The 25,260-nt window shown below is 67.7% G+C and carries 28 protein-coding genes; 14 read left to right on the top strand and 14 right to left on the bottom strand.

Features of this window, described 5'->3' with window-relative positions:
• Positions 1-32: 32 nt before the first annotated feature.
• Entirely contained in the window at positions 33-1,241 is a 1,209-nt protein-coding gene (locus tag AC5P5M_RS07760; protein ID WP_495205730.1) for an MFS transporter, read from the bottom strand.
• Positions 1,242-1,322: 81 nt separating this feature from the next.
• Here AC5P5M_RS07760 and AC5P5M_RS07755 point away from each other — a divergent pair, with 81 nt between their 5' ends.
• The 5 genes from AC5P5M_RS07755 to map all read left to right on the top strand — a co-directional run bounded on the left by AC5P5M_RS07755 (position 1,323) and on the right by map (position 4,554).
• Positions 1,323-1,760 carry a winged helix-turn-helix transcriptional regulator gene (locus AC5P5M_RS07755; protein ID WP_053517373.1) on the top strand — a complete coding sequence of 146 codons (438 nt, stop codon included), beginning with the start codon at positions 1,323-1,325 and terminating at the stop codon, positions 1,758-1,760.
• A gap of 168 nt (positions 1,761-1,928) precedes the next feature.
• Positions 1,929-3,059 (top strand): metallophosphoesterase, encoded by a 1,131-nt coding sequence (locus AC5P5M_RS07750; protein WP_495205729.1) that lies wholly within the window; start codon positions 1,929-1,931, stop codon positions 3,057-3,059.
• Positions 3,060-3,121: 62 nt separating this feature from the next.
• Positions 3,122-3,481 (top strand): bleomycin resistance protein, encoded by a 360-nt coding sequence (locus AC5P5M_RS07745; protein ID WP_340044069.1) that lies wholly within the window; start codon positions 3,122-3,124, stop codon positions 3,479-3,481.
• A gap of 70 nt (positions 3,482-3,551) precedes the next feature.
• On the top strand, positions 3,552-3,764 hold the full coding sequence (locus tag AC5P5M_RS07740) for a ParD-like family protein (protein ID WP_180875697.1): 213 nt from the start codon (positions 3,552-3,554) through the stop codon (positions 3,762-3,764).
• A gap of 7 nt (positions 3,765-3,771) precedes the next feature.
• A complete protein-coding gene (gene map, locus AC5P5M_RS07735) occupies positions 3,772-4,554 on the top strand; it encodes a type I methionyl aminopeptidase (RefSeq protein WP_495205856.1) in 783 nt (260 codons plus the stop codon).
• Here the strand turns inward: map and AC5P5M_RS07730 are convergent.
• On the bottom strand, positions 4,551-5,165 hold the full coding sequence (locus tag AC5P5M_RS07730; protein ID WP_164150760.1) for a LysE/ArgO family amino acid transporter: 615 nt from the start codon (positions 5,163-5,165) through the stop codon (positions 4,551-4,553). The two genes, map and AC5P5M_RS07730, sit on opposite strands and share 4 nt — an antisense overlap.
• Positions 5,166-5,271: 106 nt before the next feature.
• Between AC5P5M_RS07730 and AC5P5M_RS07725 the strand changes: the two genes are divergently transcribed.
• The 5 genes from AC5P5M_RS07725 (at position 5,272) to AC5P5M_RS07705 (ending at position 10,946) form a co-directional block, all read left to right on the top strand.
• Positions 5,272-6,165, top strand: a complete 894-nt coding sequence (locus AC5P5M_RS07725; RefSeq protein ID WP_065181141.1) for a LysR family transcriptional regulator ArgP — start codon at positions 5,272-5,274, stop codon at positions 6,163-6,165.
• A gap of 78 nt (positions 6,166-6,243) precedes the next feature.
• Entirely contained in the window at positions 6,244-7,650 is a 1,407-nt protein-coding gene (locus AC5P5M_RS07720; protein WP_053517367.1) for a TolC family protein, read from the top strand.
• Positions 7,643-8,653: an HlyD family secretion protein gene (locus AC5P5M_RS07715; protein ID WP_053517366.1), complete on the top strand. Its 1,011-nt coding sequence runs from the start codon at positions 7,643-7,645 to the stop codon at positions 8,651-8,653. The genes AC5P5M_RS07720 and AC5P5M_RS07715 overlap by 8 nt, the downstream gene beginning before the upstream one ends.
• A complete protein-coding gene (locus tag AC5P5M_RS07710; RefSeq protein WP_495205728.1) occupies positions 8,638-9,825 on the top strand; it encodes an ABC transporter permease in 1,188 nt (395 codons plus the stop codon). Before AC5P5M_RS07715 ends, AC5P5M_RS07710 begins: the two co-directional genes overlap by 16 nt.
• Positions 9,822-10,946, top strand: coding sequence for an ABC transporter permease (locus AC5P5M_RS07705; RefSeq protein WP_495205727.1), 1,125 nt, complete (start codon positions 9,822-9,824; stop codon positions 10,944-10,946). Before AC5P5M_RS07710 ends, AC5P5M_RS07705 begins: the two co-directional genes overlap by 4 nt.
• Before the next feature lie 66 nt (positions 10,947-11,012).
• Here the strand turns inward: AC5P5M_RS07705 and AC5P5M_RS07700 are convergent, their stop codons facing one another.
• Positions 11,013-11,375 (bottom strand): glycine zipper 2TM domain-containing protein, encoded by a 363-nt coding sequence (locus AC5P5M_RS07700; protein WP_081284341.1) that lies wholly within the window; start codon positions 11,373-11,375, stop codon positions 11,013-11,015.
• 270 nt (positions 11,376-11,645) lie between these two features.
• On the opposite strand from AC5P5M_RS07700, the gene mutS reads away from it, so the two are divergent.
• The 3 genes from mutS (at position 11,646) to katG (ending at position 17,371) form a co-directional block, all read left to right on the top strand.
• Positions 11,646-14,237 carry a DNA mismatch repair protein MutS gene (gene mutS / locus AC5P5M_RS07695; RefSeq protein WP_495205726.1) on the top strand — a complete coding sequence of 864 codons (2,592 nt, stop codon included), beginning with the start codon at positions 11,646-11,648 and terminating at the stop codon, positions 14,235-14,237.
• Between the two features lie 137 nt (positions 14,238-14,374).
• A complete protein-coding gene (locus AC5P5M_RS07690) occupies positions 14,375-14,983 on the top strand; it encodes a DUF937 domain-containing protein (RefSeq protein WP_065181132.1) in 609 nt (202 codons plus the stop codon).
• A gap of 147 nt (positions 14,984-15,130) precedes the next feature.
• On the top strand, positions 15,131-17,371 hold the full coding sequence (gene katG, locus AC5P5M_RS07685) for a catalase/peroxidase HPI (protein ID WP_481525901.1): 2,241 nt from the start codon (positions 15,131-15,133) through the stop codon (positions 17,369-17,371).
• 141 nt (positions 17,372-17,512) lie between these two features.
• Here the strand turns inward: katG and AC5P5M_RS07680 are convergent, their stop codons facing one another.
• Positions 17,513-17,920 (bottom strand): RNA-binding S4 domain-containing protein, encoded by a 408-nt coding sequence (locus AC5P5M_RS07680; protein ID WP_053518953.1) that lies wholly within the window; start codon positions 17,918-17,920, stop codon positions 17,513-17,515.
• A 9-nt stretch (positions 17,921-17,929) separates the two neighbouring features.
• Positions 17,930-18,166, bottom strand: a complete 237-nt coding sequence (locus AC5P5M_RS07675) for a hypothetical protein (protein WP_053518955.1) — start codon at positions 18,164-18,166, stop codon at positions 17,930-17,932.
• Between the two features lie 62 nt (positions 18,167-18,228).
• Here AC5P5M_RS07675 and AC5P5M_RS07670 point away from each other — a divergent pair, with 62 nt between their 5' ends.
• Complete coding sequence (locus tag AC5P5M_RS07670; RefSeq protein WP_053518957.1) at positions 18,229-19,686, top strand: MATE family efflux transporter; 1,458 nt, start codon at positions 18,229-18,231, stop codon at positions 19,684-19,686.
• A 19-nt stretch (positions 19,687-19,705) separates the two neighbouring features.
• Here AC5P5M_RS07670 and AC5P5M_RS07665 read toward each other — a convergent pair whose 3' ends face one another.
• From AC5P5M_RS07665 to AC5P5M_RS07625, 9 genes are all read right to left on the bottom strand, one after another.
• A complete protein-coding gene (locus AC5P5M_RS07665) occupies positions 19,706-20,113 on the bottom strand; it encodes a DUF1801 domain-containing protein (protein ID WP_053518959.1) in 408 nt (135 codons plus the stop codon).
• Between the two features lie 38 nt (positions 20,114-20,151).
• On the bottom strand, positions 20,152-20,586 hold the full coding sequence (locus AC5P5M_RS07660) for a DUF1801 domain-containing protein (RefSeq protein WP_495205725.1): 435 nt from the start codon (positions 20,584-20,586) through the stop codon (positions 20,152-20,154).
• Positions 20,587-20,665: 79 nt separating this feature from the next.
• A complete protein-coding gene (locus AC5P5M_RS07655) occupies positions 20,666-21,046 on the bottom strand; it encodes a DUF6404 family protein (RefSeq protein WP_495205724.1) in 381 nt (126 codons plus the stop codon).
• A gap of 82 nt (positions 21,047-21,128) precedes the next feature.
• Positions 21,129-21,530, bottom strand: coding sequence for a 50S ribosomal protein L19 (gene rplS, locus AC5P5M_RS07650; RefSeq protein WP_053518963.1), 402 nt, complete (start codon positions 21,528-21,530; stop codon positions 21,129-21,131).
• Positions 21,531-21,684: 154 nt separating this feature from the next.
• Positions 21,685-22,443: a tRNA (guanosine(37)-N1)-methyltransferase TrmD gene (trmD, locus tag AC5P5M_RS07645; RefSeq protein ID WP_053518966.1), complete on the bottom strand. Its 759-nt coding sequence runs from the start codon at positions 22,441-22,443 to the stop codon at positions 21,685-21,687.
• Positions 22,444-22,445: 2 nt separating this feature from the next.
• Positions 22,446-22,958, bottom strand: coding sequence for a ribosome maturation factor RimM (gene rimM / locus AC5P5M_RS07640; RefSeq protein WP_053518968.1), 513 nt, complete (start codon positions 22,956-22,958; stop codon positions 22,446-22,448).
• A gap of 44 nt (positions 22,959-23,002) precedes the next feature.
• Entirely contained in the window at positions 23,003-23,263 is a 261-nt protein-coding gene (rpsP, locus tag AC5P5M_RS07635) for a 30S ribosomal protein S16 (RefSeq protein WP_005415733.1), read from the bottom strand.
• 136 nt (positions 23,264-23,399) lie between these two features.
• Positions 23,400-24,182: an aminotransferase class IV family protein gene (locus AC5P5M_RS07630; protein ID WP_180875443.1), complete on the bottom strand. Its 783-nt coding sequence runs from the start codon at positions 24,180-24,182 to the stop codon at positions 23,400-23,402.
• On the bottom strand, positions 24,179-25,255 hold the full coding sequence (locus AC5P5M_RS07625; RefSeq protein WP_053518971.1) for an NAD(P)H-dependent flavin oxidoreductase: 1,077 nt from the start codon (positions 25,253-25,255) through the stop codon (positions 24,179-24,181). Before AC5P5M_RS07625 ends, AC5P5M_RS07630 begins: the two co-directional genes overlap by 4 nt.
• Positions 25,256-25,260 lie beyond the last annotated feature (5 nt).

Here is a 25,260-nt window from a genome sequence, read left to right as displayed (position 1 = left end):
ACGCTGGTTCGCCGTACCCCTGCTGATGGGTACTACGCAGGGGGCCGGTGGCCGCCGGGGTGACGCGCTGCCGGTGCAGCGGCATGCAACGCCCACCATGCCAGCGCTGTCACCGCGATGCCTGCACCGAGTGCACAGACCCTGGTCCAGCCGTGGTGCGCCTGCATCCACGTACCGGCCGCAGCACCGGCGCCGCTGCCGACCGCGTAGAACAGCATGTACAGCGCCACCAGGCGACCGTGCTGTTCGGCAGGCGCGCGCAGCAGCAACGCCTGGTTGGACACATGCAGTGCCTGTCCTCCCAGATCGAGCACCACCACGCCCAGCAGCAGCCATGCCAGGGCGTGCGGCAGACCCAGCAGGGGCCACCACGCAAGCAGCATCAGCAGCAGCGCCCCCAGGCTCACCCGCAGGCAGAAACCCCGATCCATCCAGTGCCCCACCCGTGCAGCCAGCAGCGCACCGACCATGCCGGCCAGACCGAGCGCGCCGATGGCCGCGGTCGACCAGTTCATCGGTGATGCCGACAGGGGCAGCGGTACGGCCGCCCAGAACACGTTGAGGCCGGCGAACAGCAGCAGCGCCAGAGGGCCACGCTCGCGCAGCGTGCGATCACTGCGCAGCATCGTCATCATCGAGCCGAGCAGCGCGCGCCAGGCCGGCGGCTGCGAGGGAACCGGCACGGCAGGCAGGCGTGGCCACAGCAGCATCGCCAACGCCGCCATCATCACTGCTGACAGCAGGTACACCGCGCGCCAGCCGGCCAGGGCCGCCACCGCGCCGGATACCACACGCGCAGCCAGCAGGCCGATGAACACCCCGCCCTGCACCATGCCAACCACGCGCCCCCGCTGCCCCGACGGTGCCAGCGTGGCTGCATAGGCGATGAGTCCCTGGGTGAGCGCCGTCCCGAGCAGGCCCGCCAGCAGCATGCCCCCCAGCAGCCAGGCGGTACTGCGTGCTGCCGCCAGTCCCAGCAGCACCATCACCAGTGCCAGCAGCTGCACGCGCAGCAGGCGGCGACGATCGCCGCGGTCGGCCAGCGGCAGCAGGCCGAGCAGGGCCAGCACGCTGCCGGCCTGGGTGGCGGCAACCACAGCGCCGGCCGTCGCGCGCTCCATGGCGAAGGCCTGCGCCAGGCGCTCCAGCAGCGGCTGTGCGTAATAGACATTGGCCACACTGGCACCCGCCGCGATGGCCAGCAGGCCCAACAGGGCGCGCGGAAGGACGGAAACGGGCATGAATGTGGTTGCATATTGAAACTGGATGCACCCTATCGACAATGGTTTTAAAATGCAACCACATCGTCACGAGCCTTGCCCATGCATGCCGACAGCCCCTGCCCCGTTGCCCGCAGCGCCGATCTGCTCGGTGATCGCTGGGCCCTGCTGATCATCCGCGATGCCTTTGATGGCGTTACCCGCTTCAGTGACTTCCAGCGCAGCCTCGGCGCAGCGCGCAACATCCTCAGCGACCGCCTGCGGCGTCTGGTCGAGGCCGGGCTGCTGCTGCAGCAACCTGCCAGCGATGGCAGCGCCTACCAGCAGTACGTGCTGACGCCAGCCGGACGCGAACTTTTCCCGGTGCTGGTGGCGCTGCGGCAATGGGGGGAGCGCCATCGTTTCGCAACGGGTGAGGCGCACTCGCAGCTTGTCGAGCGTGCCAGCGGAGCGCCCCTTCCCTACATGCAGCCGCATGACCACACCGGTACGCCGCTGCTGGCGGAACAGACCGCGGTCCGCAAGGTGGACATGCGCTAGCCCGAGCCTCGCGTGCCGTTCCACCTGAGCGCGATGCGCCGGATCGATGATCCGCCTCCCACGGCAAAGCCTGCGCGCCGCCCGCGCATGCAGCGTGTAGCAATGCCAGCGTAGGATCACGGGCGGGCCCTGCGGCCCGCCCTTCCGTTGCTGCCTAGGACTCCGCCCATGCTCCGCCGTGCCCTGCCCCGATCCGCGTCCGTGCTGCTGCCCCTGCTCCTGCTGTGGGGCGTGCCAGGCGCGCAGGGCCGCGAAGTCGCCGCGCCTGCCGCCCACGTCGAGGCCGATGGCCCCTACGTGTTCCGCAACGGCGATCAGCTGCAGGCCAAATGGATCTGCGCTGACGCTGTGCAGACCCGCTCGCTGGGCACCGCCACGGGAGCTGCCGATGTCGCGCCCCTGTGCGGCTACCCGCACAGCGTGCACGTGCTGCCACCGGTCGCGCCTTCGGTGTCGGAGCTGCCTGCGGTACCGCGCATCGTCGCCCTGTCCGACATCCACGGCCAGTACGACCTGCTGGTACGACTGCTGCGCGCCCACCATGTGATCGATGCGCAGGACCGCTGGGCCCTCGGCCAGGACACCCTGGTGGTCGCTGGCGACGTGTTCGATCGCGGCCCGCAGGTCACCGAAGCGTTCTGGCTGTTGTATGGCCTGCAGCAGCAGGCGGTGGCCGCCGGCGGTGCGGTGCACTTCGTGCTCGGCAACCACGAGACCATGGTTCTGTACGACGACCTGCGCTATGTCAATCCGAAGTACCTGCGCAGCGCGCAGCTGCTCGGGCGCAGCTATCCGCAGCTGTACGGCGCTGATTCGGTGATCGGGCAATGGCTGCGGACGCGGCCGGTGCTGCTGAAGATCGGCGACACCCTGTTCCTGCATGGCGGCATCTCGCCCAAAGCGGTGGAACTGGCACTGCACCCGGCACGCACGAACGCCGCCTACCAGGCCTCGCTGGGATTGCCCAAGGCCGAAGTGAAGGCCGACCCCGCAACTGCACCGCTGTACGACGGCAAGACCAGCCCCATCTGGTACCGCGGCTACTTCGATGGCCGTCTCGATGCACGGGGCGTGCAGGACGTGCTCGACACGCTGCAGCTCAAGCGCATCGTGGTCGGCCACACGTCGATGCCGCATGTCAGCACGTTCCATGGTGATCGCGTGATCGCCATCGACAGCAGCATCAAGAACGGCGAGAACGGCGAGCTGCTGTTCATCGAGGATGGCCGGCTCAGCCGCGGTCTGCTGGACGGCTCACGGGTGCCGCTGGTCCAGGGGCAACCCGGCCTGCAGGACTGACCACGAAGGTGGCGGCACCCTGCCGGGGATACACTGCCGGCTCACCCCTGCGAGCCACCATGATGCGCCAGACCGTCATCCCGCAGCTGCGCATGCGCCACGCCGATGCCAGCCTGCCCTTTTACGTGCAGGGCCTGGGCTTCGTCGTCGACTGGGAGCATCGATTCGAGCCGGGGTTTCCGTTGTTCGCCCAGCTCACCCGCGACGGCCAGACGCTGTTCCTCACCGAGCACAGCGGCGACTGCGAAGTGGGCGGCGCGGTCTACTTCATCGTCGAGGATGTCGACGCCCTGCACCGCGCCTTCAGTGCCGCTGGGGTACCGATCGAACAGCCGCCGCATGACACCGAGTGGGGCAGCCGCGAAATGCTGCTGCTCGATCCGGACCACAACCGCCTGCGCTTCGCCACCGAAACGGACTGAGTCCTCGCAGGCTTGAGAGGGATATACGAAACATATACGATACGTATATTCCTCTTACCTGGATCCGCCCATGGGCATCGTCAACATCGATGACACCCTGCACGACCAGCTGCGCCGTGCCTGCACCGTCTCCAGCCGCTCGATCAACGCCCAGGCCAGTTTCTGGATCCGCGTGGGCATGCTGTGCGAAATGAATCCGACGCTGAGCTTCCAGGACATCGTGGCCAGCGAACTGCGCGCCGCCGGCGTGCAGCCACAGCCGCTGACACCCGCACGGGCCTGACGTGAGCATCATCAAGCGGCCCAACGAGATCGCGCTGATGGCCGAATCCGGCCGCCTGCTGGCACAGGTGTTCGCCGCGCTCGACAGATGGCCGCTGCAGGGTCGCAGCACGATGGAGATCAACGACTTCGTCGAACGGATGATCGTCGACGAGCTGCAGGCGCGGCCTGCCAGCAAGGGCCAGTATGGCTTTCCGTACGTGCTCAACACCTCCATCGACAACGTGGTCTGCCACGGGGTGCCCAGTACCGCAGACGTGCTGCGTGAGGGCCAGATCGTGAATCTCGACATCACCCTGGAAAAGAACGGCTACATCGCCGATTCCAGCACCACCTACCCGGTCGGCGCGGTCACCCCTTCCGCACGGCGGCTGGTGCGGACCGCCTACGAAGCGATGTGGAAAGGCATCGCCGTGGTACGGCCCGGCGCGCGCCTGGGCGACATCGGCCACGCCATCGCCCGCTACGCACGCCGCCGCGGCTACAGCGTAGTCAAGGAATACTGCGGCCATGGCATCGGCCGGGAGATGCACGAAGAACCGCAGATCCTGCATTACGGCCATCCCAACACCGGCAGGGTGCTGGAAGAAGGCATGGTGTTCACCATCGAACCGATGCTCAACCAGGGCAGGCCGGCGATCCGCCAGCGCGCGGGCGAATGGCCGGTCTATACCCGCGACGGCACGCTGTCGGCACAGTTCGAGCACACCGTGGCCGTGACCCGCAAGGGCGTGCGGGTGCTGACGCTGCGCCCCGACGAGACGCCGTTGTGCGCGGTGGACGCGGCCTAGAGCGGACGCAACAGCAACAGGGTGGCGAGGCAGAACATGAAGATCGCCACGCCGGCATCCAGCACCCTCCACGCGCTCGACCTGCGGAACACCGGCTGCAGCAGGCGCGCGCCATAGCCCAGCGTGCAGAACCAGGCCACGCTGGCCACGCAGGCACCGGTGGCGAACGCCCAGCGCAGATCGCCCGGATAGCGCGTGGACAGGCTGCCCAGCAGCACCACGGTATCCAGGTAGACGTGCGGGTTGAGCAGGGTGAAGGCCAGGCAGGTCAGCAGTACCTCGCGCCCGCTGCCGCCCTGCGCCTCGGCGGCGGCCAGCGCGCTGCCACCACGCCACGCGCGTAGTCCCGCCTGCAGGCCATACCACAGCAGGAACGCCGCACCACCAAAGCGCAGCACCTGCAGCAGCAGCGGCCACTGCAGCACCAGCGCGCCCATGCCACCGACACCGGCCAGTATCAGCACGATGTCCGCACCGGCGCAGGCCAGCACCACCTTTCCCACATGACGCTGCTGCAGGCCCTGCCGCAGTACGAAGGCGTTCTGTGCACCGATGGCGATGATCAGGCCGGCACCTGCGAACAGGCCGGCGGCGGCAGCGGCGATCCACATGGGGACAGGCCTGGCAGCGAGGGGACGCGCAGAGTGCGGCCGCCGTCCCTGTTTAGACAATCTGATTTTTCTTTATCCTGTGCAGAGAAACTGAAGAGGCACCGGCATGGATCTGCTACATCCACAACTGGCTGCGTTTGCTGCGGTGCTGGAGGAGGGCAGCTTCGACGCTGCCGCCCGACGCCTGTCGATCAGCCCGTCGGCGCTGTCGCAACGGATCAAGGCACTGGAGGACCGGCTCGGCCAGGTACTGGTGGTACGTCAGGCACCGTGCCGACCCACCGCCACAGGTGAAGCGCTGCTGCGCAGGGTGCGACCGATGCAGACGCTGGAGGCCGAGGCGCTGGCCGAACTGCTGCCCGAACGCGGCAGCGATGCCCCGCGCACACCAATCCCGTTGGCGGTCAACGACGACTCGCTCGATACCTGGTTCGTGCCGGCCATCGCCGAGCTGCACCAGCGCCATGGCTATCTGTTCGACCTGCGCATGGATGATCAGGACCACACCCTGCAGTTGCTGCGAGATGGCAGCGTGCTCGGCGCGGTCACCGCCGAAAGCCAGCCGGTGAAGGGCTGCAACGTGCATCCGCTCGGCGCCATGCGTTACCACGCCATCGCCTCGCCCGGCTTCGCCCGCCGGCACTTCAGCGAGGGCATGCAGGCTGCGGCGCTGGCACGTGCGCCGATGCTGGTGTTCAACCGCAAAGATGAACTGCAGTGGCGCTTCGTGCGGCGGCTGACCCGTGCGCGGCTGCAGCCACCGCTGCATTATCTGCCCTCCTCGACCGGCTTCGTCGAAGCCGCCGCGTGCGGACTGGGCTGGGGCATGGCCCCGGAAACCCTGGTGGGGCCTGCCGTGCATGCCGGCCGCGTGGTGGTACTGGAACCCCGCCGCTGGCTCGACGTGCCCTTGTACTGGCAGCACGCGGCCGTGCGCTCAAGCACGCTGCAGCACATCACCCAGGCATTGCGCACCGCGGCCAGCGGCGCCCTGCGTTGAGACCCACACGACGACCGCAGACCCCGGCTTCACGCGCAGACCACTAACGTTTGCTCACTTCTTAACTACAGGAACGGCATGCGTGTGAGCCGCCCACGGACAAGGATGCGCAGCGCGATGGGCGTCGCCGGCATGGCCTTTGCGGCCTGCTTGCCCTTTGCCACGTCAGCGCAGGCCATCACCGATACACCGGCATTGGACTGGGAACAGGCGCGGCAGCGCTTGGAACAGGTTTCCGACGCGCTGGCCGCGGCCGACGCCGCCGTCCGCAACAAGCAGGATCTGCAGGAGGCCACGCGCCTTCTGCGCCTGCCGGAGATCACCGGCGAGGTCCGCCGCCTGCAGTTCCAGAAGACCCTGACCCTGCCACTGGGCTCGCTGGCACCGGTGGCCGAGGCCTTTGGCATCGATTCCCCCCTGTCGTTCACCGAACGCGACTGGCGCACCCGCCCGGTCGTCACCGCTGTGCTGCCGCTGTACACCGGTGGCGTCATTCCTGCCGCACAGCGTGCCGCCAGCGCAGCCCACGAGCAGGCCAGCGCGGAACGCGAAGCACAGCGGCAGTCGTTGACCGTGCAGCTGGCCCAGGCCTACTTCGGCCAGCGCCTGGCCGAGCAGGCGGTGGACGTGCGTCGTGACGTCCGTGATGGCCTGGAACGCCACCTGGCCGATGCGCTGAAGCTGGAGCGCGAAGGCTTCGCCACCCGCGCGCAGCGACTGCAGGCCACCGTCGCGCGCGACAAGGCAGAGCGCGAGTACCAGAAGACCGTCAACGACCTGGCCACGTTGAAGGCCGCGCTGGCCACCCTGCTGCGCAGTGGCGGCGAGGTGCAGCCGGTATCACCCCTGTTCGTGCAGCGCGTGCCGCTGGAGCCGGCCGCCAGCTTCGAGCGCATCGCGCAGGCACGGCAACCCCAGATCGCACGGCTGCGGGCCATGGTGGCGCAGGCCGAACAGGGCGTGCGCGTGCAACAGGCCAAGCTCAAGCCGCAGATATTCGCCTTTGGCCAATACGACTTCCGTCGCCGCGACGAGATGCTGACCGATCCGGACTGGGCGTTCGGCATCGGCCTGAAGTACACCTTCCTGTCGCCGAACTCGCGACCGGCGCAGATCAGCGCGGCACGTGCGCAGCAGGAGCAGGCGGAAGCCGGACTGCGCGAAGCCGAGAACCAGGTCGCGCTCGGCGTGCGCAAGGCGTGGAACGAGCTGGAAACGGCACGCCAGCAGTTCGTGCTGCTCGACAGCAGCATCGCCCAGGCACAGGAGAACCTGCGCCTGCAGGAGCTGGCATTCCGCGAGGGGCAGTCCACGTCGCTGGACGTCATCGATGCGCGGCTGGGTCTGGGAGGCGCTCGCGTGGAGCGTGCACAGGCCGCCTACCAGTACGATGTCGCGCTGGCACAGCTGCTGGAGATCAGTGGGCAGATGGACCGCTTCGAGGAATTCCGGCGTCGCGCAGATGAGGTGATCGACCATGAGTGACGTATTGCAGGATGAAGCGACACCACCAGGCAAGCGCCGGCTTGGCCGGATCCTGCTCGTGGTGCTGCTGGTAGTGGTGGCGCTGGGCCTGTGGCTCGCCTGGCGCAGCCCGGCCGACCAGATCCAGGGCATGGCCGACGCGGACACGATCAACGTCGCAGCGAAGATCACCGCCCGTGTCGCCGAGCTGAAGGTTCGCGAAGGCGACCGCGTGCAGGCCGGTCAGGTCGTGTTCCTGCTCGACAGCCCCGAAGTGACGGCGAAGGAACAGCAGGCACGCGGCGCTCTGGCCGCTGCGCAGGCGGTGGCCGACAAGGCTGCCGAAGGTGCGCGCAGTGAGGACATCCGTGCTGCCGAAGCCAATTGGAAGCGTGCCGAAGCCGGAGCAACGCTGGCCGAAGCCACCTACCGCCGCGTGCAGAACCTGTTCAACGAAGGGGTGATGACCCGGCAGAAGCGCGACGAAGCACTCGCCCAGTCCACCAGTTCGCGCGAGCTGGCCCGTGCCGCCCGTGCCCAGTACGACATGGCACTGGCCGGTGCGCGGGAGCAGGACAAGCGTGCCGCGCAGGGCCAGGTACAGCAGGCGCAGGGCGCCGTGGCCGAAGTGGATGCGGCCCGCGTCGAAGTGGAGGGCCGTGCACCGGTGGCCGGCGAGATCAACAAGCGCATGGCCGATCCCGGCGAGCTGGTACCCGCCGGCTATCCGGTATTCACCCTGGTCGACATCGATCGCATGTGGGTATCGATGAACCTGCGCGAATCCCAGATGCAGGGCCTGAAGGTCGGCAGCACGCTGCGTGGCAGCGTGCCGGCCCTCGGTGAGGACAGCGAGTTCAAGGTCTACTTCATCAACCCGGCCGGCGACTATGCCACCTGGCGTACCACCCGGCAGTCGTCCGGCTACGATGTCCGCAGCTTCGAGGTGCGGGTGCGCCCGGTACGCCGCATCGAGGGCTTCCGCCCCGGCATGAGCGTGCTGTTCGCATGGCCCCAGCACTGAGCCCTGGTGGCAACGGCTTTGCTGCTGCCTGGCAGCGCGAGCTGCGGGGTCTTGGTGGCAACCGTGCCGACCTGGCGCTGGTCACGGTGCTGCCGCTGCTGATGCTGGTACTGATGGCCTGGATGTTCACGCCATCGGTCATGCGCGATGTACCCATCGCCGTGGTCGACCTCGATCACAGCAGCGACAGCCGGCAATTGCTGCGCATGCTCGATGCCAGCCCGGGGGTCCGCGTCGCCCGCCAGCCCGCCGACATGGACACCGCGCGCTCGCAGCTGCGCAGCCTGGAGGTGTTCGCAGTGGTGCTGGTGCCGCGCGACGTGACCCGTCAGGCCCTGCGCGGCCGCCAGGGCACGGTGTTCGCCTATTACAACGCCACCTACATGACCACCGGGCAATCGGCCGCGCGCGATATCGCCGATGCGGTGTCGGCCTGGAATGCACGCATGCTGCGCGAGCGCATCGGCCTGCAGGTGGGGCCCGCAAAGCTGCGCGCCGCCCCGATCGCCGTGCAGTCCGACATCCTCTACAACCCGGCACGCAGTTATGAGCTGTTCCTGCTGCCGCTGATCTTCCCGGCCGTCCTGTCGCTGGTGCTGGCACTGGCCGTGGCCGGAAGCGTGGGCCGGGAAATCCGCGATGGCACGCTGCCGGCCTGGCTCGGTGACACCCCGTGGGCCTCGATCGCCGGCAAGCTCGCGCCCTACGTACTGTTGTTCGCGTTGTACGGCACGATGGGCGTCGGCTACGTCGCATGGCTGCGGGGGGACGGCATCGCCGGCAATCTGCTCCTGCTGCTGGCTGCGCAGCCGGCGTTCTACCTGGCCACGGCCGCATATGCGTTGTTCTTCGTCGGCCTTGCCCGTGACATGGGTACCGCGCTGTCGGTGGTCGGCCTGACCATCGGCACAGCGCTGGCCTTCTCCAGTGCCACCTTCCCGGTACTGGATGGCCCGCTGTTCACCCGCATCTGGCACCAGCTGCTGCCACTCAGCGCGTACATCAAGGTGCAGACCGAGCAGCAGTTCGTCGGCGCACCGCTGTCCGTCTCGCTGTGGCCCTTGGCCACGCTGGTGTTGATGTCGGTGGTGGCCGGCGGCATCGGCAGCCTGCGGTTGATCGCTTTCGGCCGCACCCCGGAGGCCGCGCGACCGGCCGGAGCCGACGCATGAGCACGGTCTGGCGCAGCCTGCGGCAGACCCTGCTGGCGGTGCTCGGCGACCGCTATGCCATCGTGGTGATGGTCGGTGCGGTCATCCTGTACTCGTTCTTCTATCCCGCCGCGTACCGCCACCAGGTGGCCGGCAATCTGCCGGTGCTGGTGGTCGATCAGGATCACAGTGCCACCAGCCGCGAACTGCTGCGCATCCTCGATGGCCTGCGCGTAGCGCGCGTGGTTGGCCAGCCGGCGGATCTGGACAGCGCGCGCCGTCAGCTGGGAGCGGGGCATGCCGAAGGCATCGTGCTCATCCCCGCAAACCTGGAGCGCGACATCCTGCGTGGCCAGCCAGCCAAGCTGGTCCTGCTGGGCAATGGCGCCTACCTGGGACGCGCCAGCTGGGTGCTGGGCAGCATCGCCGATGCGCTGGGCACATTCGGCCGCGACGCCGCCGTGACCCAGGCCGCGTTCATGGGCGCGCCGCAGGCAGCGCCGGTCACTCTCGTGCAGCGGCCCCTGTACAACACGCAGGAAGGCTATGGCAGCGCCATCGTACCCGGCGTGGCCGAACTGATCGTGCACCAGACACTGCTGATGGGCATCGGCGTACTGCTGGGAGGGCGGCGTCTGGTGCTCGGCCGCCGGCTGCACTTCGATCTGCCGACCCTGGCAGGCATGGCGATGGGCTTCGGCCTGATCGGGCTGTTCGGCCTGTTCTACTACGCCGGCTTCACCGCCTGGGTACAGGACTACCCGCGCGGCGGAAATCCGCTGGGCCAGCTGCTGGGCGGCACGCTGTTCATTGCCGCCACCGTGGCCTTCGGGCTGTTCATCGGCAGCTTCTTCCGCACCCGCGAACGCGCCTTCCAGTACATCATCGCCACCTCCATTCCGCTGTTCTTCCTCGCCAACCTCTCCTGGCCGGCGGTGATGACGCCCCGCCCGCTGGTGTGGCTGGCGCAGCTGCTGCCGACCACCTCCGGCATCAATCTGATGGTGCGGTTGAACCAGATGGACGCACGCCTGGACGAAGTCAGCCGTGAACTTGCCACGCTCGCGGCGCTGCTGGTGATCTACGGCGGTCTTGCCATCTGGCGGCTGCATGGCAGGCCGTCGGGCGGGGTGCGCCCCTGAGCACAAACGAACGCCGACACGGAGCCGGCGTTCGTTGCATCACTACGTGGAAGGGGAAAACGGCGATCAGCGGTAGACGCGCTCGCAGCGACGTTCCACCACCCGATCGCCGGTCTTCTGCTGGTGGTTGCCCTGGATCTGTCGTCCGGCGGCGCCGCCGGCGACTGCACCGGCGACGGTGGCCAGCTTCTTGCCATTGCCGCCGCCCACCTGGTTGCCCAGCAGGCCGCCCACCACCGCACCTGTGGCAGTACCGGCAATGCGGTTCGGATCGCGCGAGTTGCGCTGGACTTCAACGTTCCTGCATTCCACACGGCTGCCGTCGTTGAACTTGCGGCCTTCATCGCGGGGCCCGTAGGTCTGCGCACCCGCCATCGACGATGCCGCCATCAGGGTGCCCAGCACGAGCAGTCGGGTCGAGGTCTTCATGGCCAGCTCCTGTCTTCCGGGATGGGTCCAGTCTCCGCCTGCCGCTGGCAACTACGAGTGAAATCGGTGTCATCAGGACTTCATCGGCCATGCGTCGTTCATGAAGAGAACCGCGGCCCATGACGACGACCCACCGCCATGCCTGCTGCGCGGACGATCGTGCTGCTCCATCCAGACGTCCTCCGCCCCTTCCAGTTACCATGGACGGCCCTGCCTGCTCCGCCGCCGCAGCCTGATGGCGCGGCCGGATGCTCTCTGATTCACGAGCCCATGTCCAAAGACAAGTCCGCCGAACACACGCCCCTCATGAAGCAGTTCTTCGCAGCGAAGTCCGAGTACCCGGATCTGCTGCTGTTCTTCCGCATGGGCGACTTCTACGAGCTGTTCTACGACGATGCACGCAAGGCTGCACGCCTGCTCGACATCACCCTGACCCAGCGCGGCAGTTCCGGCGGCGCCCCGATTCCGATGGCCGGTGTGCCCGTGCATGCCTACGAGGGCTACCTGGCACGCCTGGTGGCGCTGGGCGAATCCGTGGCGATCTGCGAGCAGATCGGCGACCCGGCCCTGGCCAAGGGGCTGGTCGAGCGCAAGGTGGTCCGCATCGTCACCCCCGGTACGGTCACCGACGAAGCACTGCTCGACGAACGCCGCGACACCCTGCTGATGGCCCTGTCGCGCACCCGGCAGGGCTACGGCCTGGCCTGGGCCGACCTCGCCGGTGGCCGCTTCCTGGTCAACCAAGTCGACACCGACGACGCGCTGGAAGCCGAACTGGCGCGCCTGGAGCCGGCCGAGCTGCTGGTGCCGGACGAGGAGAACTGGCCGGACTTCCTGCGCCAGCGCAGCGGTGTGCGTCGCCGCGCGCCATGGCTGTTCGATGCGGACAGCGGTCGTCGGCAGCTGCTGGCCTTCTTCAAGCTGCATGACCTGAGCGGCTTCGGCATCGACGACAAGCCACGCGCCACGGCCGCCGCAGGCGCCCTGCTCGGCTATGTCGAAGAAACCCAGAAGCAGCGCCTGCCGCACCTGACCTCGATCGCGATGGAAACCGCCGGCGAGGCGATCGCCATGAACGCTGCGACCCGCCGCCACCTGGAGCTGGATACGCGGGTCGACGGCGATACCCGCAACACCCTGCTGGGCGTGCTCGACAGCACCGTCACGCCGATGGGCGGCCGCCTGCTGCGTCGCTGGCTGCATCGCCCGTTGCGCCTGCGCGAGGTGCTGGTACAGCGCCACCATGCGGTAGCGACGCTGATCGATCGCGGCAGCGATGGCGACATCCGCGAACAGTTCCGTCGCCTGGGTGACCTCGAGCGCATCCTCACCCGCGTCGCCCTGCGCTCGGCACGCCCCCGCGATTTCTCGACACTGCGCGATGGCCTGGGCCTGTTGCCTGCGGTGCGCGACGTGCTGGCGCCGCTGGACTCGCCACGCCTGCAGGCGCTGTACGCCGCGCTGGGCGAGCATGACGACTGCGCGCAGCTGCTCGCGCGTGCCATCGCTGAAATGCCGCCGCTGAAGCTCAGCGATGGCGGCGTGCTGGCCGATGGCTTCGACGAGGAGCTGGATGAGCTGCGACGCCTCTCCACGAACGCCGACCAGTTCCTGGTCGACCTTGAGCGGCGCGAGCGCGAAAGCAGCGGCATTGCCACACTGAAGGTCGGCTACAACCGTGTGCACGGCTATTACATCGAGATCAGCAAGGGCCAGGCCGACCGCGCACCGGTGCACTACACGCGCCGCCAGACCCTCACCAACGCCGAGCGCTACATCACCGAAGAACTGAAGGCGTTCGAGGACAAGGTACTGTCCGCGCGCGACCGCTCGCTGTCGCGCGAGAAGTTCCTGTATGAGCAGCTGCTGGACACGCTGGGCGCACAGCTGGAGCCGCTGAAGCAGTGTGCCGCCGCGTTGAGCGAACTGGATGTGCTGGCCGCATTCGCCGAGCGCGCGCAGGCACTGGACTGGTCGCGCCCGGAACTGGAAACGGCACCCTGCCTGAAGATCGAGCGCGGCCGTCACCCTGTCGTGGAAGCCGTGCGCGAGCAGCCCTTCGAGCCGAACGATCTGGACCTGCACCCGGACCGCCGGATGCTGGTCATCACCGGCCCGAACATGGGCGGTAAATCCACCTACATGCGGCAGAATGCACTGATCGTGCTTCTGGCCCACATCGGCTCCTTCGTACCGGCCAACCGCGCCGTGATCGGCCCGATCGACCGCATCCTGACCCGCATCGGCGCCGGCGACGATCTCGCCCGCGGGCAGTCGACCTTCATGGTCGAAATGGCCGAGACCAGCTACATCCTGCATCACGCCAGCCCACATTCGCTGGTGCTGATGGATGAGATCGGCCGCGGCACCTCCACCTATGACGGCCTTGCCCTGGCCGACGCGGTGGCCCGCCACCTCGCCTATGAGAACCGCTGCTACACGCTGTTCGCCACCCACTACTTCGAGCTGACCGCGCTGGCCGACGAGCAGCACGAGGGCGGCCGCAGCGGTATCGCCAACGTGCACCTGGATGCGGTCGAGCATGGCGAAGCGCTGGTGTTCATGCACGCTGTGAAAGACGGCCCGGCCAACCGCAGCTTCGGACTGCAGGTGGCCGCGCTGGCCGGCCTGCCTCGATCGACCGTGGCACAGGCGCGGCGGCGCCTGGCCGAACTGGAACAACGGGGCAGCGAGAGCCATGCGGCGGAGCTGGCCCCTCAGGCGCTGGATGCCCCGCAGCAGTTCGGCCTGTTCAATGCCCCGTCCAGCAAGGCGCAGGAGGCGCTGGCCGCCATCGATCCGGACGAACTGACGCCCAAACAGGCGCTGGAAGCGCTGTATCGGCTGAAGTCACTGCTGTAACCGGCATGGGACCGGCGCAACGCCGGCCCCCCTCCCGCCCCCGGTCAGAGCGAGCCTGCGCCCGGCAGCCTTCGCATTTCCGTCGTGCAGGCGGCGTTATGCTCGGGCGGTCCTTCCTTCACAGAACGGAGACCGCCATGAACACCGAATCCCTCGCCGCATCCCTCTTCCAGCAGCTGCAGCAGGGGCAAGGCCTGCAGCAGGTTTCCCAGCAGCTCGGCCTGGACAGCAGCCAGACCACCCAGGCGGTGGGCAGCGCCTTGCCGCTGCTGCTGGGCGCAATGGGCCAGAACGCCAGCGAGCCGCAGGGCGCGCAGTCCCTGCTCAATGCGCTGCAGCGTGACCATCTGGGCAGTGGTGGGGGTGGCGGCTTCGACCTCGGCAGCATCCTCGGCGCAGTGATGGGGGGCGGTGGCAGCGGCGCCACCGATGGGGCCGGCATCCTCGGCCACATCTTCGGTGGCCAGCAGCCGCAGGCCGCGCAGGTGCTTGGCCAGAAGACCGGTCTGGACAGCGGCACCTCCGGCAAGCTGCTGGCGATCCTTGCGCCCATCGTCATGTCCTTCCTGGCCCAGCGCTTCGCCCAGCAGGGCAACGCCAGCGAACTCAGCAGCGCCCTCGGCCAGGAGGCGCAGCAGTCCGGCGGCATCGGCAGCATGCTGGGCGGTGTGCTCGATCAGGACGGCGACGGCCAGTTCGGGGCCAGCGACCTCCTGAAGCTCGGCTCGGGGTTGCTCAAGCGCTGATCGCACACACCCGTACAAGCCCCGGACCTAATAGACAGCCACTATCGCATTGGTTGAATCAATCGAATTTACCGATCCACAGGCGCCACCTAATGTGGGTCGGGCCTCCCCCGATTCCACCTTTCGCCAGTCCACAGGTAGAGACCCATGAAAAGCGAAGCGAAGTGCCCCTTCAACCATGCCGTCGTCGGTGACGCGACGACCAACCGCGACTGGTGGCCGAACCAGCTGCGCGTGGACCTGCTCAACCAGCATTCCGCGCGCTCCAACCCGCTCGATGCCGGCTTTGATTACGCATCGGCGTTCAAGAGCCTGGACTATGCCGCGCTGAAGGCAGACCTGAAAGCACTGATGACGGACTCGCAGGACTGGTGGCCGGCCGATTTCGGTCACTACGGCGGCCTGTTCATCCGCATGGCGTGGCACAGCGCCGGCACCTATCGCATCGGTGATGGCCGCGGTGGCGGCGGCCGCGGCCAGCAGCGCTTCGCTCCGCTCAACAGCTGGCCGGACAACGTCAGCCTGGACAAGGCGCGACGCCTGCTGTGGCCGATCAAGCAGAAGTACGGCCAGGCCATCTCCTGGGCCGACCTGCTGATCCTGACCGGCAATGTCGCGCTGGAGTCGATGGGCTTCAAGACACTGGGCTTCGCCGGTGGCCGTCCCGATACCTGGGAACCGGATCAGGATGTGTACTGGGGCCGCGAAACCACATGGCTGGGCGGTGACGTGCGCTACAAGCACGGCTCCGAAGGCGTGGTGGAATCCCACGGCGTGCTGGTGTCCGATGACGATGCCGATGGCGACGTGCATTCGCGCAAGCTGGAGAACCCGCTGGCCGCAGTGCAGATGGGCCTGATCTATGTGAATCCCGAGGGCCCCGACGGCAATCCTGACCCGGTACTGGCTGCACATGACATCCGTGACACGTTCGGCCGCATGGCGATGGACGATGAAGAAACGGTGGCGCTGATCGCCGGCGGGCACAGCTTCGGCAAGACCCATGGCGCCGGCCCGGCAGACAACGTCGGCAAGGAGCCTGAAGCGGCCGATCTGGAGAGCCAGGGCCTGGGCTGGGCCAACAGCTTCGGCAGCGGCAAGGGCGGCGACACCATCACCAGTGGCCTGGAAGTCACCTGGACCCGTACTCCAGCGCAGTGGAGCCATGACTTCTTCGAGAACCTGTTCAAGTACGAATGGGAACTGACCAAGAGTCCGGCCGGCGCGCATCAATGGGTGGCCAAGGATGCCGAGGCGGTCATTCCCGATGCGCACGACGCCTCGAAGAAGCACCGCCCGACCATGCTGACCACCGATCTGTCGCTGCGCATGGATCCCGCCTACGAAAAGATCTCGCGCCGCTTCCTGGCCGATCCGCAGGCGTTTGCCGATGCGTTCGCGCGCGCCTGGTTCAAGCTGACCCATCGCGACATGGGGCCGCGCGCGCGCTATCTGGGGCCGGAAGTGCCGGCCGAAGAGTTCATCTGGCAGGATCCGCTGCCGGCCGCAAAGCACCCGCTCATTGATGCCAGGGACGTGGCCACGCTGAAGCAGGCGATCGCCGCAAGCGGCCTGAGCGTCCCTGAACTGGTCTCCACGGCCTGGGCATCGGCCTCCACCTTCCGTGGCTCGGACAAGCGGGGCGGCGCCAATGGTGCGCGCATCCGCCTGGCACCGCAGAAGGACTGGCCGGTAAACCAGCCCGCCCGTCTGGCCAAGGTGCTGGCCGCGCTGGAAAAGGTGCAGAGCGGGTTCAATGCCGGCAGTGAAAGGCAGGTGTCGCTGGCCGACCTGATCGTGCTGGCCGGTGGCGTGGGCATTGAACAGGCCGCCAAGGCCGGTGGGTACGACATCAGCGTACCGTTCACTCCGGGCCGTACCGACGCCAGCCAGGAGCAGACCGACGTGGAATCGTTCGCGGTGCTGGAACCGGCTGCCGATGGGTTCCGCAACTACCTCAAGGGCGCCTACAGCGTTCCGGGCGAAGCGCTGCTGATCGACCGGGCGCAACTGCTGACGCTGACCGCCCCGGAGCTGACCGTGCTGGTCGGTGGCCTGCGCGTACTGGGTGCCAATGCCGATGGCAGCGCGCACGGCGTCTTCACCGATCGGCCCGGGACACTCAGCAACGACTTCTTCGTCAACCTGCTGGACATGGGCACGCAGTGGAAGGCCACCGGTCGTGAAACCTACGAAGGCCGCAGCCGCAACGACGGCGCCGCACGCTGGACCGCCACCCGTGCTGATCTGGTGTTTGGATCCAACGCGGTGCTGCGTGCGCTGGCAGAGGTCTATGGCAGTGCAGACGGCGAGAAGAAGTTCGTGCAGGACTTCGTCGCGGCGTGGACCCGGGTGATGGAGCTGGACCGCTACGACCTGCACGGCTGATCACCGGCAGGCCCGGCGCTGCTGTCGGAAGGCCCACCGGGCATGGCCCGGCGCTACCACTGAAGGGCTCGCCGGCATGGCCCGGCGCTGCCACTGAAGGGCTCGCCGGCATGGCCCGGCGCTGCCTTGGGGGCGTTCGCGTTACAGCGCGTCGATGTCGCCCAGCGCGCGGATCAGACGCCGCGCGCGCTTGTCCGGCTTGTGCTCCGGTGGCTGGAAGCCGTCGCGCGCGGCGATGCGCAATGCGCGCTGCTCGGCGCGCCGTGCCTTCGAGGCCTCGCTCTCGGCATACAGCTGGTGCGCGACCGGGGCAGGCCCGCGCTGGTCGCTCAGGCCCATCACCTGGATCTCGAAATGCTCCTCGCCGCGATCAACCTGCAGGTGCTCACCCACGCGCACCGCGCGCGAGGACTTCGGCCGCTGACCGGCCACGCTGACCTTGCCGGTTTCGATGGCCTGCTTGGCCAGGCTGCGGGTCTTGAAGAAGCGGGCCGCCCACAACCAGATGTCCAGACGGACACTGGGCGACAGCGGGGAAAGCTCAGGCATCGGCAGGTACTACTCCGTTCGCTTGTTCAGGGGACGCGGATTGTCGGGGTCGGTGCGGCAGCCGCTGCCCCCGATCAGGGTCGGTGCTCCGGCAGCGAGATCCTGGCGCTGGCTGCCGACCAGACATTCGGGGCGGTCGGTCGGCCGCACCTGGGTATCGCCCAGCCGGTCTCCCGACGAACATGCGGCCAACAGGCCGCCAATCAAGGCCAACGTCATCGACCTCACCTGCTGTCGTTGATGCATTGCCACATCCCGCGAACCGGCTTGGTGCTAGTGTGCGCCTCCCGGGATTCGATCACCACCCCATGGCCAAAGCGCCGCTTGACCTGACCGCCGGCCCGATCGGCCGCAATCTCCTGCTGTTCTCGCTGCCGATCCTGGCGGGCAACATCGCGCAGTCGCTGAACGGTTCGGTGAACGCGGTATGGGTCGGGCGCTTCCTCGGCGAAGCGGCACTGACCGCCACCGCGAACGCCAACAACATCATGTTCTTCCTGATCGGTTCGGTGTTCGGCTTCGGCATGGCCTCCACCATCCTGATCGGCCAGGCCATCGGTGCACGGGATATCGCCCAGGCACGGCGCGTGGTCGGCACCAGTGCCACGTTCTTCATCGGCCTGTCGGCGATCATCGCCATCGCCGGCTGGTTCATGGCCCATCCGCTGCTGGCGGCGATGGGCACGCCGGCGGCCTCGCTGCCACTGGCCGAGGCCTATCTGCGCATCATCTTCCTGGCAATGCCGACGTTGTATGCCTTTGCCTTCCTCAGCGCCGCGCTGCGCGGTGCCGGTGACTCGCGTACGCCGTTCCGCTTCCTGCTGCTGTCGGTGGTGCTGGACATCGCATTGAATCCGGTACTGATCTTCGGCATGGGGCCGTTCCCGGAGCTGGGCATCGCCGGTTCGGCCTGGGCCACGCTGGTGTCGCAGACCCTCTCGCTGGGCGGCCTGCTGCTGTACATGCGGCACAAGCGCCACACGCTGTGGCTGGGTCGCGCCGACATGCGCCTGTTCAAGCTGGACCTGACCATCCTCAAGGCACTGGTGGTCAAAGGCGTGCCGATGGGCCTGCAGATGGTGCTGATCTCGCTGTCGGTGATCCTGCTGATGACCATGGTCAACCAGTACGGCACCGAAACCGCGGCGGCCTATGGCGCCTCGTTGCAATTGTGGAACTACGTGCAGATGCCGGCGATGGCGATCGGCGCGGCCTGTTCGACGATGGCCGCACAGAACGTGGGTGCCCAGCAGTGGGATCGCGTCCGCGGCACCGCACGCAAGGGCGTGCTGTTCAATTTCCTGCTGACCGGTGCGTTGATCCTGCCGCTGGTGCTGCTGGACCAGTACTCGCTGGCCCTGTTCCTGCCGCAGGGCAGCGAGTCGCTGCAGATCGCGCGCCACCTCAACCATGTGGTGGTCGGCTCGTTCCTGTTCTTCGGCGTGAGCTTCGTGATTTCCGGCGTGGTGCGCTCGACGGGTGCGGTGATTCCACCACTGCTGATCCTGGCCGCGTCACTGTGGGGCGTGCGCGTTCCGTTCGCCGAACTGCTGCAGCCCTATTGGGGCGCAGATGCAATCTGGTGGAGTTTCCCGGTCAGTTCTCTGGTGTCGATGCTGCTGTCGCTGGCGTACTACCGCTGGGGGGGGTGGCGCAAGGCGAAGATGATCAGCACACCCGCGAAGGCCGAGGCGATTGCCACACCGTCGGAGATTCCCGCCTGCCCACCGTCACCGGTGGCGGACCCGGATGCCGTGACCCGGTAGCGCCGGGCATGGCCCGGTGCTACCGCTTGTTCTTCGCGGCGTTGTGCTTGGCCGCCGCGCGCATCAGGGTCTTGAACGCCGTGGCATCGGGCATGGTGCCTTCATGGATGTCGATCGCGCGCCGCGTGTTGCCTTCCAGGCTGGCGTTGAACAGGCGCTTCGGGTCCGGCAAGGCCGCCCCCTGGGCGAAGGTCAGCTTCACTGCCTGCTTGTAGGTCTCACCGGTGCACAGGATGCCGTGATGCTCCCATACCGGTGTGCCCCGCCACTTCCAGGTTTCCTGCACCTCCGGCAGCGCTTCATGGATCAGCGCCCGAACGCGTGCCAGCGTTTCACCGCGCCAGTCACCCAGTTCCGCGATGCGCGCATCGATCAGTGCGGCCGCGGGTGTTCCGGCGTCGTCGGGGTTCGGTGCATGCGTGGTCATCGTGTGCTCTCGTCGGCGGAACGTCCGGAATGGCGGGCTTACATGCGTTCGCCGGGCAATGCAGCGGCCTGGCGGACCCACTCGAGGAACTGCGCTTCATCCAGCATGCCCTCCTGCGTGATGTGCAGGTAGCGGGTATCGGCGCTTCTGGACGGCTCCGGTGGCATCGGTTGCAGGGCCGTGCCGCGGAAGAACGCAACCTTGATGTAACGGGCGAAGCAATGGAAGCTGAGGAACCAGCCGGCATCGGCGGCCACCGCGTACATCGGCGAGTTCCACTTCACCGCCTTGTGCACGCCGGGCACGGCTTGGCCGATCAGTGCGTCGAGGCGTGCGCCGATGGGCTGCTTCCAGTCCGGCATGGCGGCGATGTACGCCTGCACCGGCGCATCACCCTCGCCCTTGGCGATCTGCGGATTTCCCCCGGACAGGAGCCTGGGTGCAGTGGAAGGTGCGGCTCGCTTGGAAGGCATCGCACGGCGCATGCATGGGAATGAAGCCGCAGACTAGCGCCATCGGCAGCCTGCGGTCACGGCGCACTGCGCCATCGCTTCAGTCCGCCAGCGAGGCCAGGAACTGGCGCCATTCGGGCAGCTGTCGTTGGCGTTGAAGCGAGCGCATCAGGAGCGCCATCACCACACCGAACAGGCCGCCCGCCAGCAATCCGGCACCCAGCAGCAGGCCGAGTGGACGCTCACCGCCCTGCCGCAGCAGCAGCCACATCAGGGCGCACCAGAACAGGCCGAACAGCAGCCCCTGCACCAGCGCGTTGATGCGGAAACCGGCCAGGATCGGCGGCGGCACAGCGACGCCCATCCGCCACAGCATCCGATGCAGCAACGGTGCGGACTGCGCGCGCGGCAGCCCCTTGTCGTCCAGCAGACGAAGCGCCGCGCGGATGCGGTCGGGATAGCGCAGGTCGTTCTTGTTCATCGCACGAACCTAGCGGATGCAGGAGCACAAACGCAAACGGCCGCCCGAAGGCGGCCGTCGCGGCAACAACCGGAGTTGTCTATCAGGCCTTTTCGGCCAGACGGGCAGCCTTGGCCTGCGCAGCGGCAGCCAGGTCTTCCTTGATGCGGGCAGCCTTGCCTTCCAGGCCACGCAGGTAGTACAGCTTGCCGGCGCGGACCTTGCCGCGGCGCTTCACTTCGACCGAGTCGATGATGGCGCTGTGGGTCTGGAAGACGCGCTCGACGCCGTAGCCGTGCGAGATCTTGCGGACGGTGAACGAGGAGTTCAGGCCGGCATTCTTGGTGCCGATCACAACGCCTTCGTAGGCCTGCACGCGCTCACGGTTGCCTTCCTTCACCTTCACGTTGACGACAACGGTGTCGCCCTGGCTGAACTTCGGCAGTTCGCGGGTGATCTGGGCGGATTCGAATTCCGCGACGATGGACTTGTTCAGCTTGCTCATGGGTTACACCGATTCTTGTTCGGGTGGGCGTGTCGATTCGACAACATAGGCTCATGCAGTCACCGGACTGTGCTGCACGTTTGTTTTGGGTACTGCGCACGCCAGCCGGGGCCGGCGGGAATTGGCCATGATAGCCGATAACGCCAGCCCTGCGCTAGGGGCTGGCCTTTTGTTTCCGGGCCTGACGGCCCTGCTCCAGCAGTTTGCGGTCGGTCTTGCCCAGCGCCTGTTCATCCAGCAGGTCCGGGCGCCGCTGGGCGGTACGGACCAGGGACTGCTGGCGGCGCCAGGCGGCGATGGCCGCGTGGTTGCCCGAGCGCAGCACCTCCGGCACGTCACCCAGCGGGTGCTGGGCCGGCTGGCTGTAATGCGGGCAGTCGAGCAGGCCGAGGTCGCCCTCGAAGCTGTCCTGTGCCGCCGATTCAGCGTCGTTCAGGGCCCCCTCCTGCAGGCGGGCCACGGCGTCGATGATGACCGCTGCGCCCAGCTCGCCGCCGGACAGCACGTAGTCGCCGAGGGAAATCTCCTCGTCGACATTGGCTTCCAGGAAGCGCTCGTCGATGCCCTCGTAGCGCCCACAGAGCAGGACCATGCGCGGCAGCGCCGCCAGTTCACGGACCTTGGCCTGGGTCAACGGCGCCCCCTGCGGGCTGAGGTAGATCACCCTGGCCGGAGTCGGATCGGCATTGCGGATCGCCTGCAGGCAGGCCTGCAGCGGTTCGATCAGCATCACCATGCCCGGGCCACCGCCGAAGGGACGGTCGTCCACCCGGCGGTAGTTGCCTTCGGCGTAATCACGGGGATTCCAGCCGTGAAGGCTGAACAACCCTTTCTCCTGCGCGCGTCCGACCACGCCCAGTCCAGCAGACTGGGCGAGGAACTCGGGGAACAGGGTGATGACGTCGAAACGCATGCTCAGAACTCGGGATCCCAGTCGACCACGACCAGGTTCGCCTCGAAGTCCACCGAAACGACGAAGTCCGGCAGCACGAACGGGATCATCCGCTCGCGGTCGCCACGGACCACCACCACGTCGTTGGCACCGGTGCTGAACAGGTGCGAGACCTGGCCCAGGGCAACGCCCTCGGTCGTCTTCACGTCCAGGCCTTCCAGGTCGACCCAGTAATATTCATCCGGATTCGGCGGCGGCAGCGCGCTGCGCGGCACGTAGATCTCGGTGCCACGCATGGCTTCGACCGCGTCACGGTCCTCGACGCCGGGGAAACGCGCGACCAGGTGCTTGCCGCTGTCGCGACCCCGCACACCTTCAATCGTGGTTTCCACGCCGGACGGACTGCGCACGATCCATGGCTGGTAACGGAAAATGGCGGAACGTGGCTCGGTCCAGGACTCGAGCTTGATCTCGCCGCGCACACCAAAAGCGCCGACAATCCTGCCCAGCAGGATGCGGCGCTCGATATCTTTCATCTGCTTCAACCAGGAGGGCCACGCCGGAGCGTGGCCCGTCAGGATCAGGCCGCAGCGGCCTGGGACTTGGTCGCTTCCTTGATCAGGTTGCGGACCTTGTCGGTCGGCTGGGCGCCGTTCTTGACCCAATGGTCAACGCGGGCCAGATCCAGCTCGATGCGCTTCTCGGCGCCCTGGGCGACCGGGTTGTAGAAGCCAACGCGCTCGATGTTGCGGCCGTCGCGCGCGCTGCGCACGTCGGTGACGATGATGTGGTAGAACGGACGCTTCTTGGCGCCGCCGCGGGTCAGTCGAATCTTGACCATGGTGTGTTTTCCTATTGCCCAGTCGCCAGGATGGCGAGGTAAGCGGGCGATTATAGCGGCAGAGCGTGGCCGAGCCAACCCCACGCGTCACGGTAGCGCCGGGCCATGCCCGGCGGCCGGCAGGCCATGCATCCGTTCAGGAAAGCGGCTGCCAGGGCACACCGGCCAGTACCGCCCTGCCCTGTTCAGCCAACGCCAGCGAGCCACCCAGGGCCCGCCCATCAATGCTCTGCAGCGCCCAGAGTCCGCTGGCGTTGCAGGCAAACGCAGCCTGCACGCCTTGCAACGCGCCTGCCGGCAAGGGCCGGCACACCTGCGGTCCGTTCCAATGCGCACGCAGCAGGGCCTCTGCGGTACCCCGCAGCGCGGCGGCGCGTGGCCAGATCAGCTGGTGCCCATCATGCACGGCCACGTTCCAGGTCGTGCCCTCGCTGACGTGCCCCTGCGTGTCCACGAAAAGCGCGTCGTCAAACCCGTCGGCCATCGCCGCGCGCCGCTGCGCGAACAGGCCGAACGTGCCGACGTGCTTGATCTGCGGCAGCTCCCGCTGCCAGGTGACGCTGCGCACGCGGCGCGGCGTGGACAGCGATACCGGCGCGGATACCGCCACCAGCACATCGACCGCCACGCGGGCCAGTGGATCGCGGAAGTCGAAGTGACGCGAGAACACCGTCACCCGCAGCGAGGCGTCGGCAAGACCGGCCCTCTGCAGCGCCTGCGCCATCCAGCCCCGCACCTGCGCCGTGTCCAGCTCGCTGCCGAACAGGTCTCGTGTGGCCTGCGACAGTCGAGCCAGATGCAGGTCCAATCCCTGCACTGCTCCGCCACGCACCTGCAGCGAGGTGAAGTGACCGTAATTCACCAGCGCCGGCAGCAGATCCTCCACCTGCGCCGGCTGGCCGTTGCAGGTCAGCATCATCGCAGCAGCGCCTGCGCCTGTTCCCACATGCCGCGCAGCACGTCAGCGGCCGGCCGCGCCGGTGCCATCCACGCCGACTGCCCGGCCCAGGCCTGCATCGCCGCCAGCCGGTTCTCGCGTGTGGCCTGCGCGCGCATCGGCCCGGTCAGTCCACGCTGTACCGGGTACGGGCGCGGAGCCGGCGCACCGGCCGCCGCAGCGGCGCGTACATAGGGCGTTGCCAGGCCGCGGCCCAGTCGGCCACTGAACGCACGCGTCGGCCAGGTATCCTCCGGTTCCGTGATCGCCAGCGCGTCGGCCCAGGCCGGCGCCAGTGCTGCCTCCGGTGTGCGCAGGAACGCGGTGCCGATCTGCACCGCGCTGGCACCCAGCGTCAATGCCGCGGCGATGCCACGCCCGTCGGCGATGCCACCGGCCGCGATCACCGGAATTTGAAGATGGTCCGCAAGCCGCGGCAGCAGTGCGAACAGGCCGACCAACTGGCGTTCGGCCAGCGCCGGATCGAAGGCCCCGCGATGGCCACCGGCTTCAGCCCCCTGTGCCACCACCGCATCGGCCCCGGCGTCCTGTGCAGCCCGCGCTTCGGCCAGTGTGGTGGCACAGGCGATCCAGGCAATGCCGGCGTCCTTCAACCGCTGCACATGCGCGGGGGAAAGCACGCCCATGATGGTCGAGGCCACCGCCGGGCGCGCGGCCAGCAACGCAGCGAACTGGTCCTCGAAATCGGCTGGCGTGGCATCGGCCGCACTGGCCGGCACCTCCGGTCCCCACTGCGCGAGGAAGGCACGGCTGGCGGATTCGGCGACCACGTCGCGCGTCGGCGCCGGGTCCGGCAACCACAGGTTCACCTGCGCCGGGCCGGTGGAGATGGCCCGGAACTCATCCATCCACCGCCCGATATCGGCGGCCGAGGAGAGCACCGCGCCCATTGCGCCCATGCTGCCGGCATTGGCCAGCGCCGCCGACAACGGCACCGGACAGGCACCGGCCATGGGGGAGAGGAGGATCGGAAGCTGCAATGAAAAACGCCGACAGAAGGCGTCGGCGCGTTCAAGAATCGGCGATGCGTTCACGCGAC

Source organism: Stenotrophomonas sp. YJH_SMC_106-19 (assembly GCF_059368375.1).
This window is presented reverse-complemented; position numbering and strand designations above follow the sequence as displayed.

Coding starts and splice junctions, on each gene's coding strand:
- AC5P5M_RS07760 (WP_495205730.1), bottom strand. CDS start 1,241: ATGCCCGTTTCCGTCCTTCCGCGCGCCCTGTTGGGCCTGCTGGCCATC.
- AC5P5M_RS07755 (WP_053517373.1), top strand. CDS start 1,323: ATGCATGCCGACAGCCCCTGCCCCGTTGCCCGCAGCGCCGATCTGCTC.
- AC5P5M_RS07750 (WP_495205729.1), top strand. CDS start 1,929: ATGCTCCGCCGTGCCCTGCCCCGATCCGCGTCCGTGCTGCTGCCCCTG.
- AC5P5M_RS07745 (WP_340044069.1), top strand. CDS start 3,122: ATGCGCCAGACCGTCATCCCGCAGCTGCGCATGCGCCACGCCGATGCC.
- AC5P5M_RS07740 (WP_180875697.1), top strand. CDS start 3,552: ATGGGCATCGTCAACATCGATGACACCCTGCACGACCAGCTGCGCCGT.
- AC5P5M_RS07730 (WP_164150760.1), bottom strand. CDS start 5,165: ATGTGGATCGCCGCTGCCGCCGCCGGCCTGTTCGCAGGTGCCGGCCTG.
- AC5P5M_RS07725 (WP_065181141.1), top strand. CDS start 5,272: ATGGATCTGCTACATCCACAACTGGCTGCGTTTGCTGCGGTGCTGGAG.
- AC5P5M_RS07720 (WP_053517367.1), top strand. CDS start 6,244: ATGCGTGTGAGCCGCCCACGGACAAGGATGCGCAGCGCGATGGGCGTC.
- AC5P5M_RS07715 (WP_053517366.1), top strand. CDS start 7,643: ATGAGTGACGTATTGCAGGATGAAGCGACACCACCAGGCAAGCGCCGG.
- AC5P5M_RS07710 (WP_495205728.1), top strand. CDS start 8,638: ATGGCCCCAGCACTGAGCCCTGGTGGCAACGGCTTTGCTGCTGCCTGG.
- AC5P5M_RS07705 (WP_495205727.1), top strand. CDS start 9,822: ATGAGCACGGTCTGGCGCAGCCTGCGGCAGACCCTGCTGGCGGTGCTC.
- AC5P5M_RS07700 (WP_081284341.1), bottom strand. CDS start 11,375: ATGAAGACCTCGACCCGACTGCTCGTGCTGGGCACCCTGATGGCGGCA.
- mutS (WP_495205726.1), top strand. CDS start 11,646: ATGTCCAAAGACAAGTCCGCCGAACACACGCCCCTCATGAAGCAGTTC.
- AC5P5M_RS07690 (WP_065181132.1), top strand. CDS start 14,375: ATGAACACCGAATCCCTCGCCGCATCCCTCTTCCAGCAGCTGCAGCAG.
- katG (WP_481525901.1), top strand. CDS start 15,131: ATGAAAAGCGAAGCGAAGTGCCCCTTCAACCATGCCGTCGTCGGTGAC.
- AC5P5M_RS07680 (WP_053518953.1), bottom strand. CDS start 17,920: ATGCCTGAGCTTTCCCCGCTGTCGCCCAGTGTCCGTCTGGACATCTGG.
- AC5P5M_RS07675 (WP_053518955.1), bottom strand. CDS start 18,166: ATGCATCAACGACAGCAGGTGAGGTCGATGACGTTGGCCTTGATTGGC.
- AC5P5M_RS07670 (WP_053518957.1), top strand. CDS start 18,229: ATGGCCAAAGCGCCGCTTGACCTGACCGCCGGCCCGATCGGCCGCAAT.
- AC5P5M_RS07665 (WP_053518959.1), bottom strand. CDS start 20,113: ATGACCACGCATGCACCGAACCCCGACGACGCCGGAACACCCGCGGCC.
- AC5P5M_RS07660 (WP_495205725.1), bottom strand. CDS start 20,586: ATGCCTTCCAAGCGAGCCGCACCTTCCACTGCACCCAGGCTCCTGTCC.
- AC5P5M_RS07655 (WP_495205724.1), bottom strand. CDS start 21,046: ATGAACAAGAACGACCTGCGCTATCCCGACCGCATCCGCGCGGCGCTT.
- rplS (WP_053518963.1), bottom strand. CDS start 21,530: ATGAGCAAGCTGAACAAGTCCATCGTCGCGGAATTCGAATCCGCCCAG.
- trmD (WP_053518966.1), bottom strand. CDS start 22,443: ATGCGTTTCGACGTCATCACCCTGTTCCCCGAGTTCCTCGCCCAGTCT.
- rimM (WP_053518968.1), bottom strand. CDS start 22,958: ATGAAAGATATCGAGCGCCGCATCCTGCTGGGCAGGATTGTCGGCGCT.
- rpsP (WP_005415733.1), bottom strand. CDS start 23,263: ATGGTCAAGATTCGACTGACCCGCGGCGGCGCCAAGAAGCGTCCGTTC.
- AC5P5M_RS07630 (WP_180875443.1), bottom strand. CDS start 24,182: ATGATGCTGACCTGCAACGGCCAGCCGGCGCAGGTGGAGGATCTGCTG.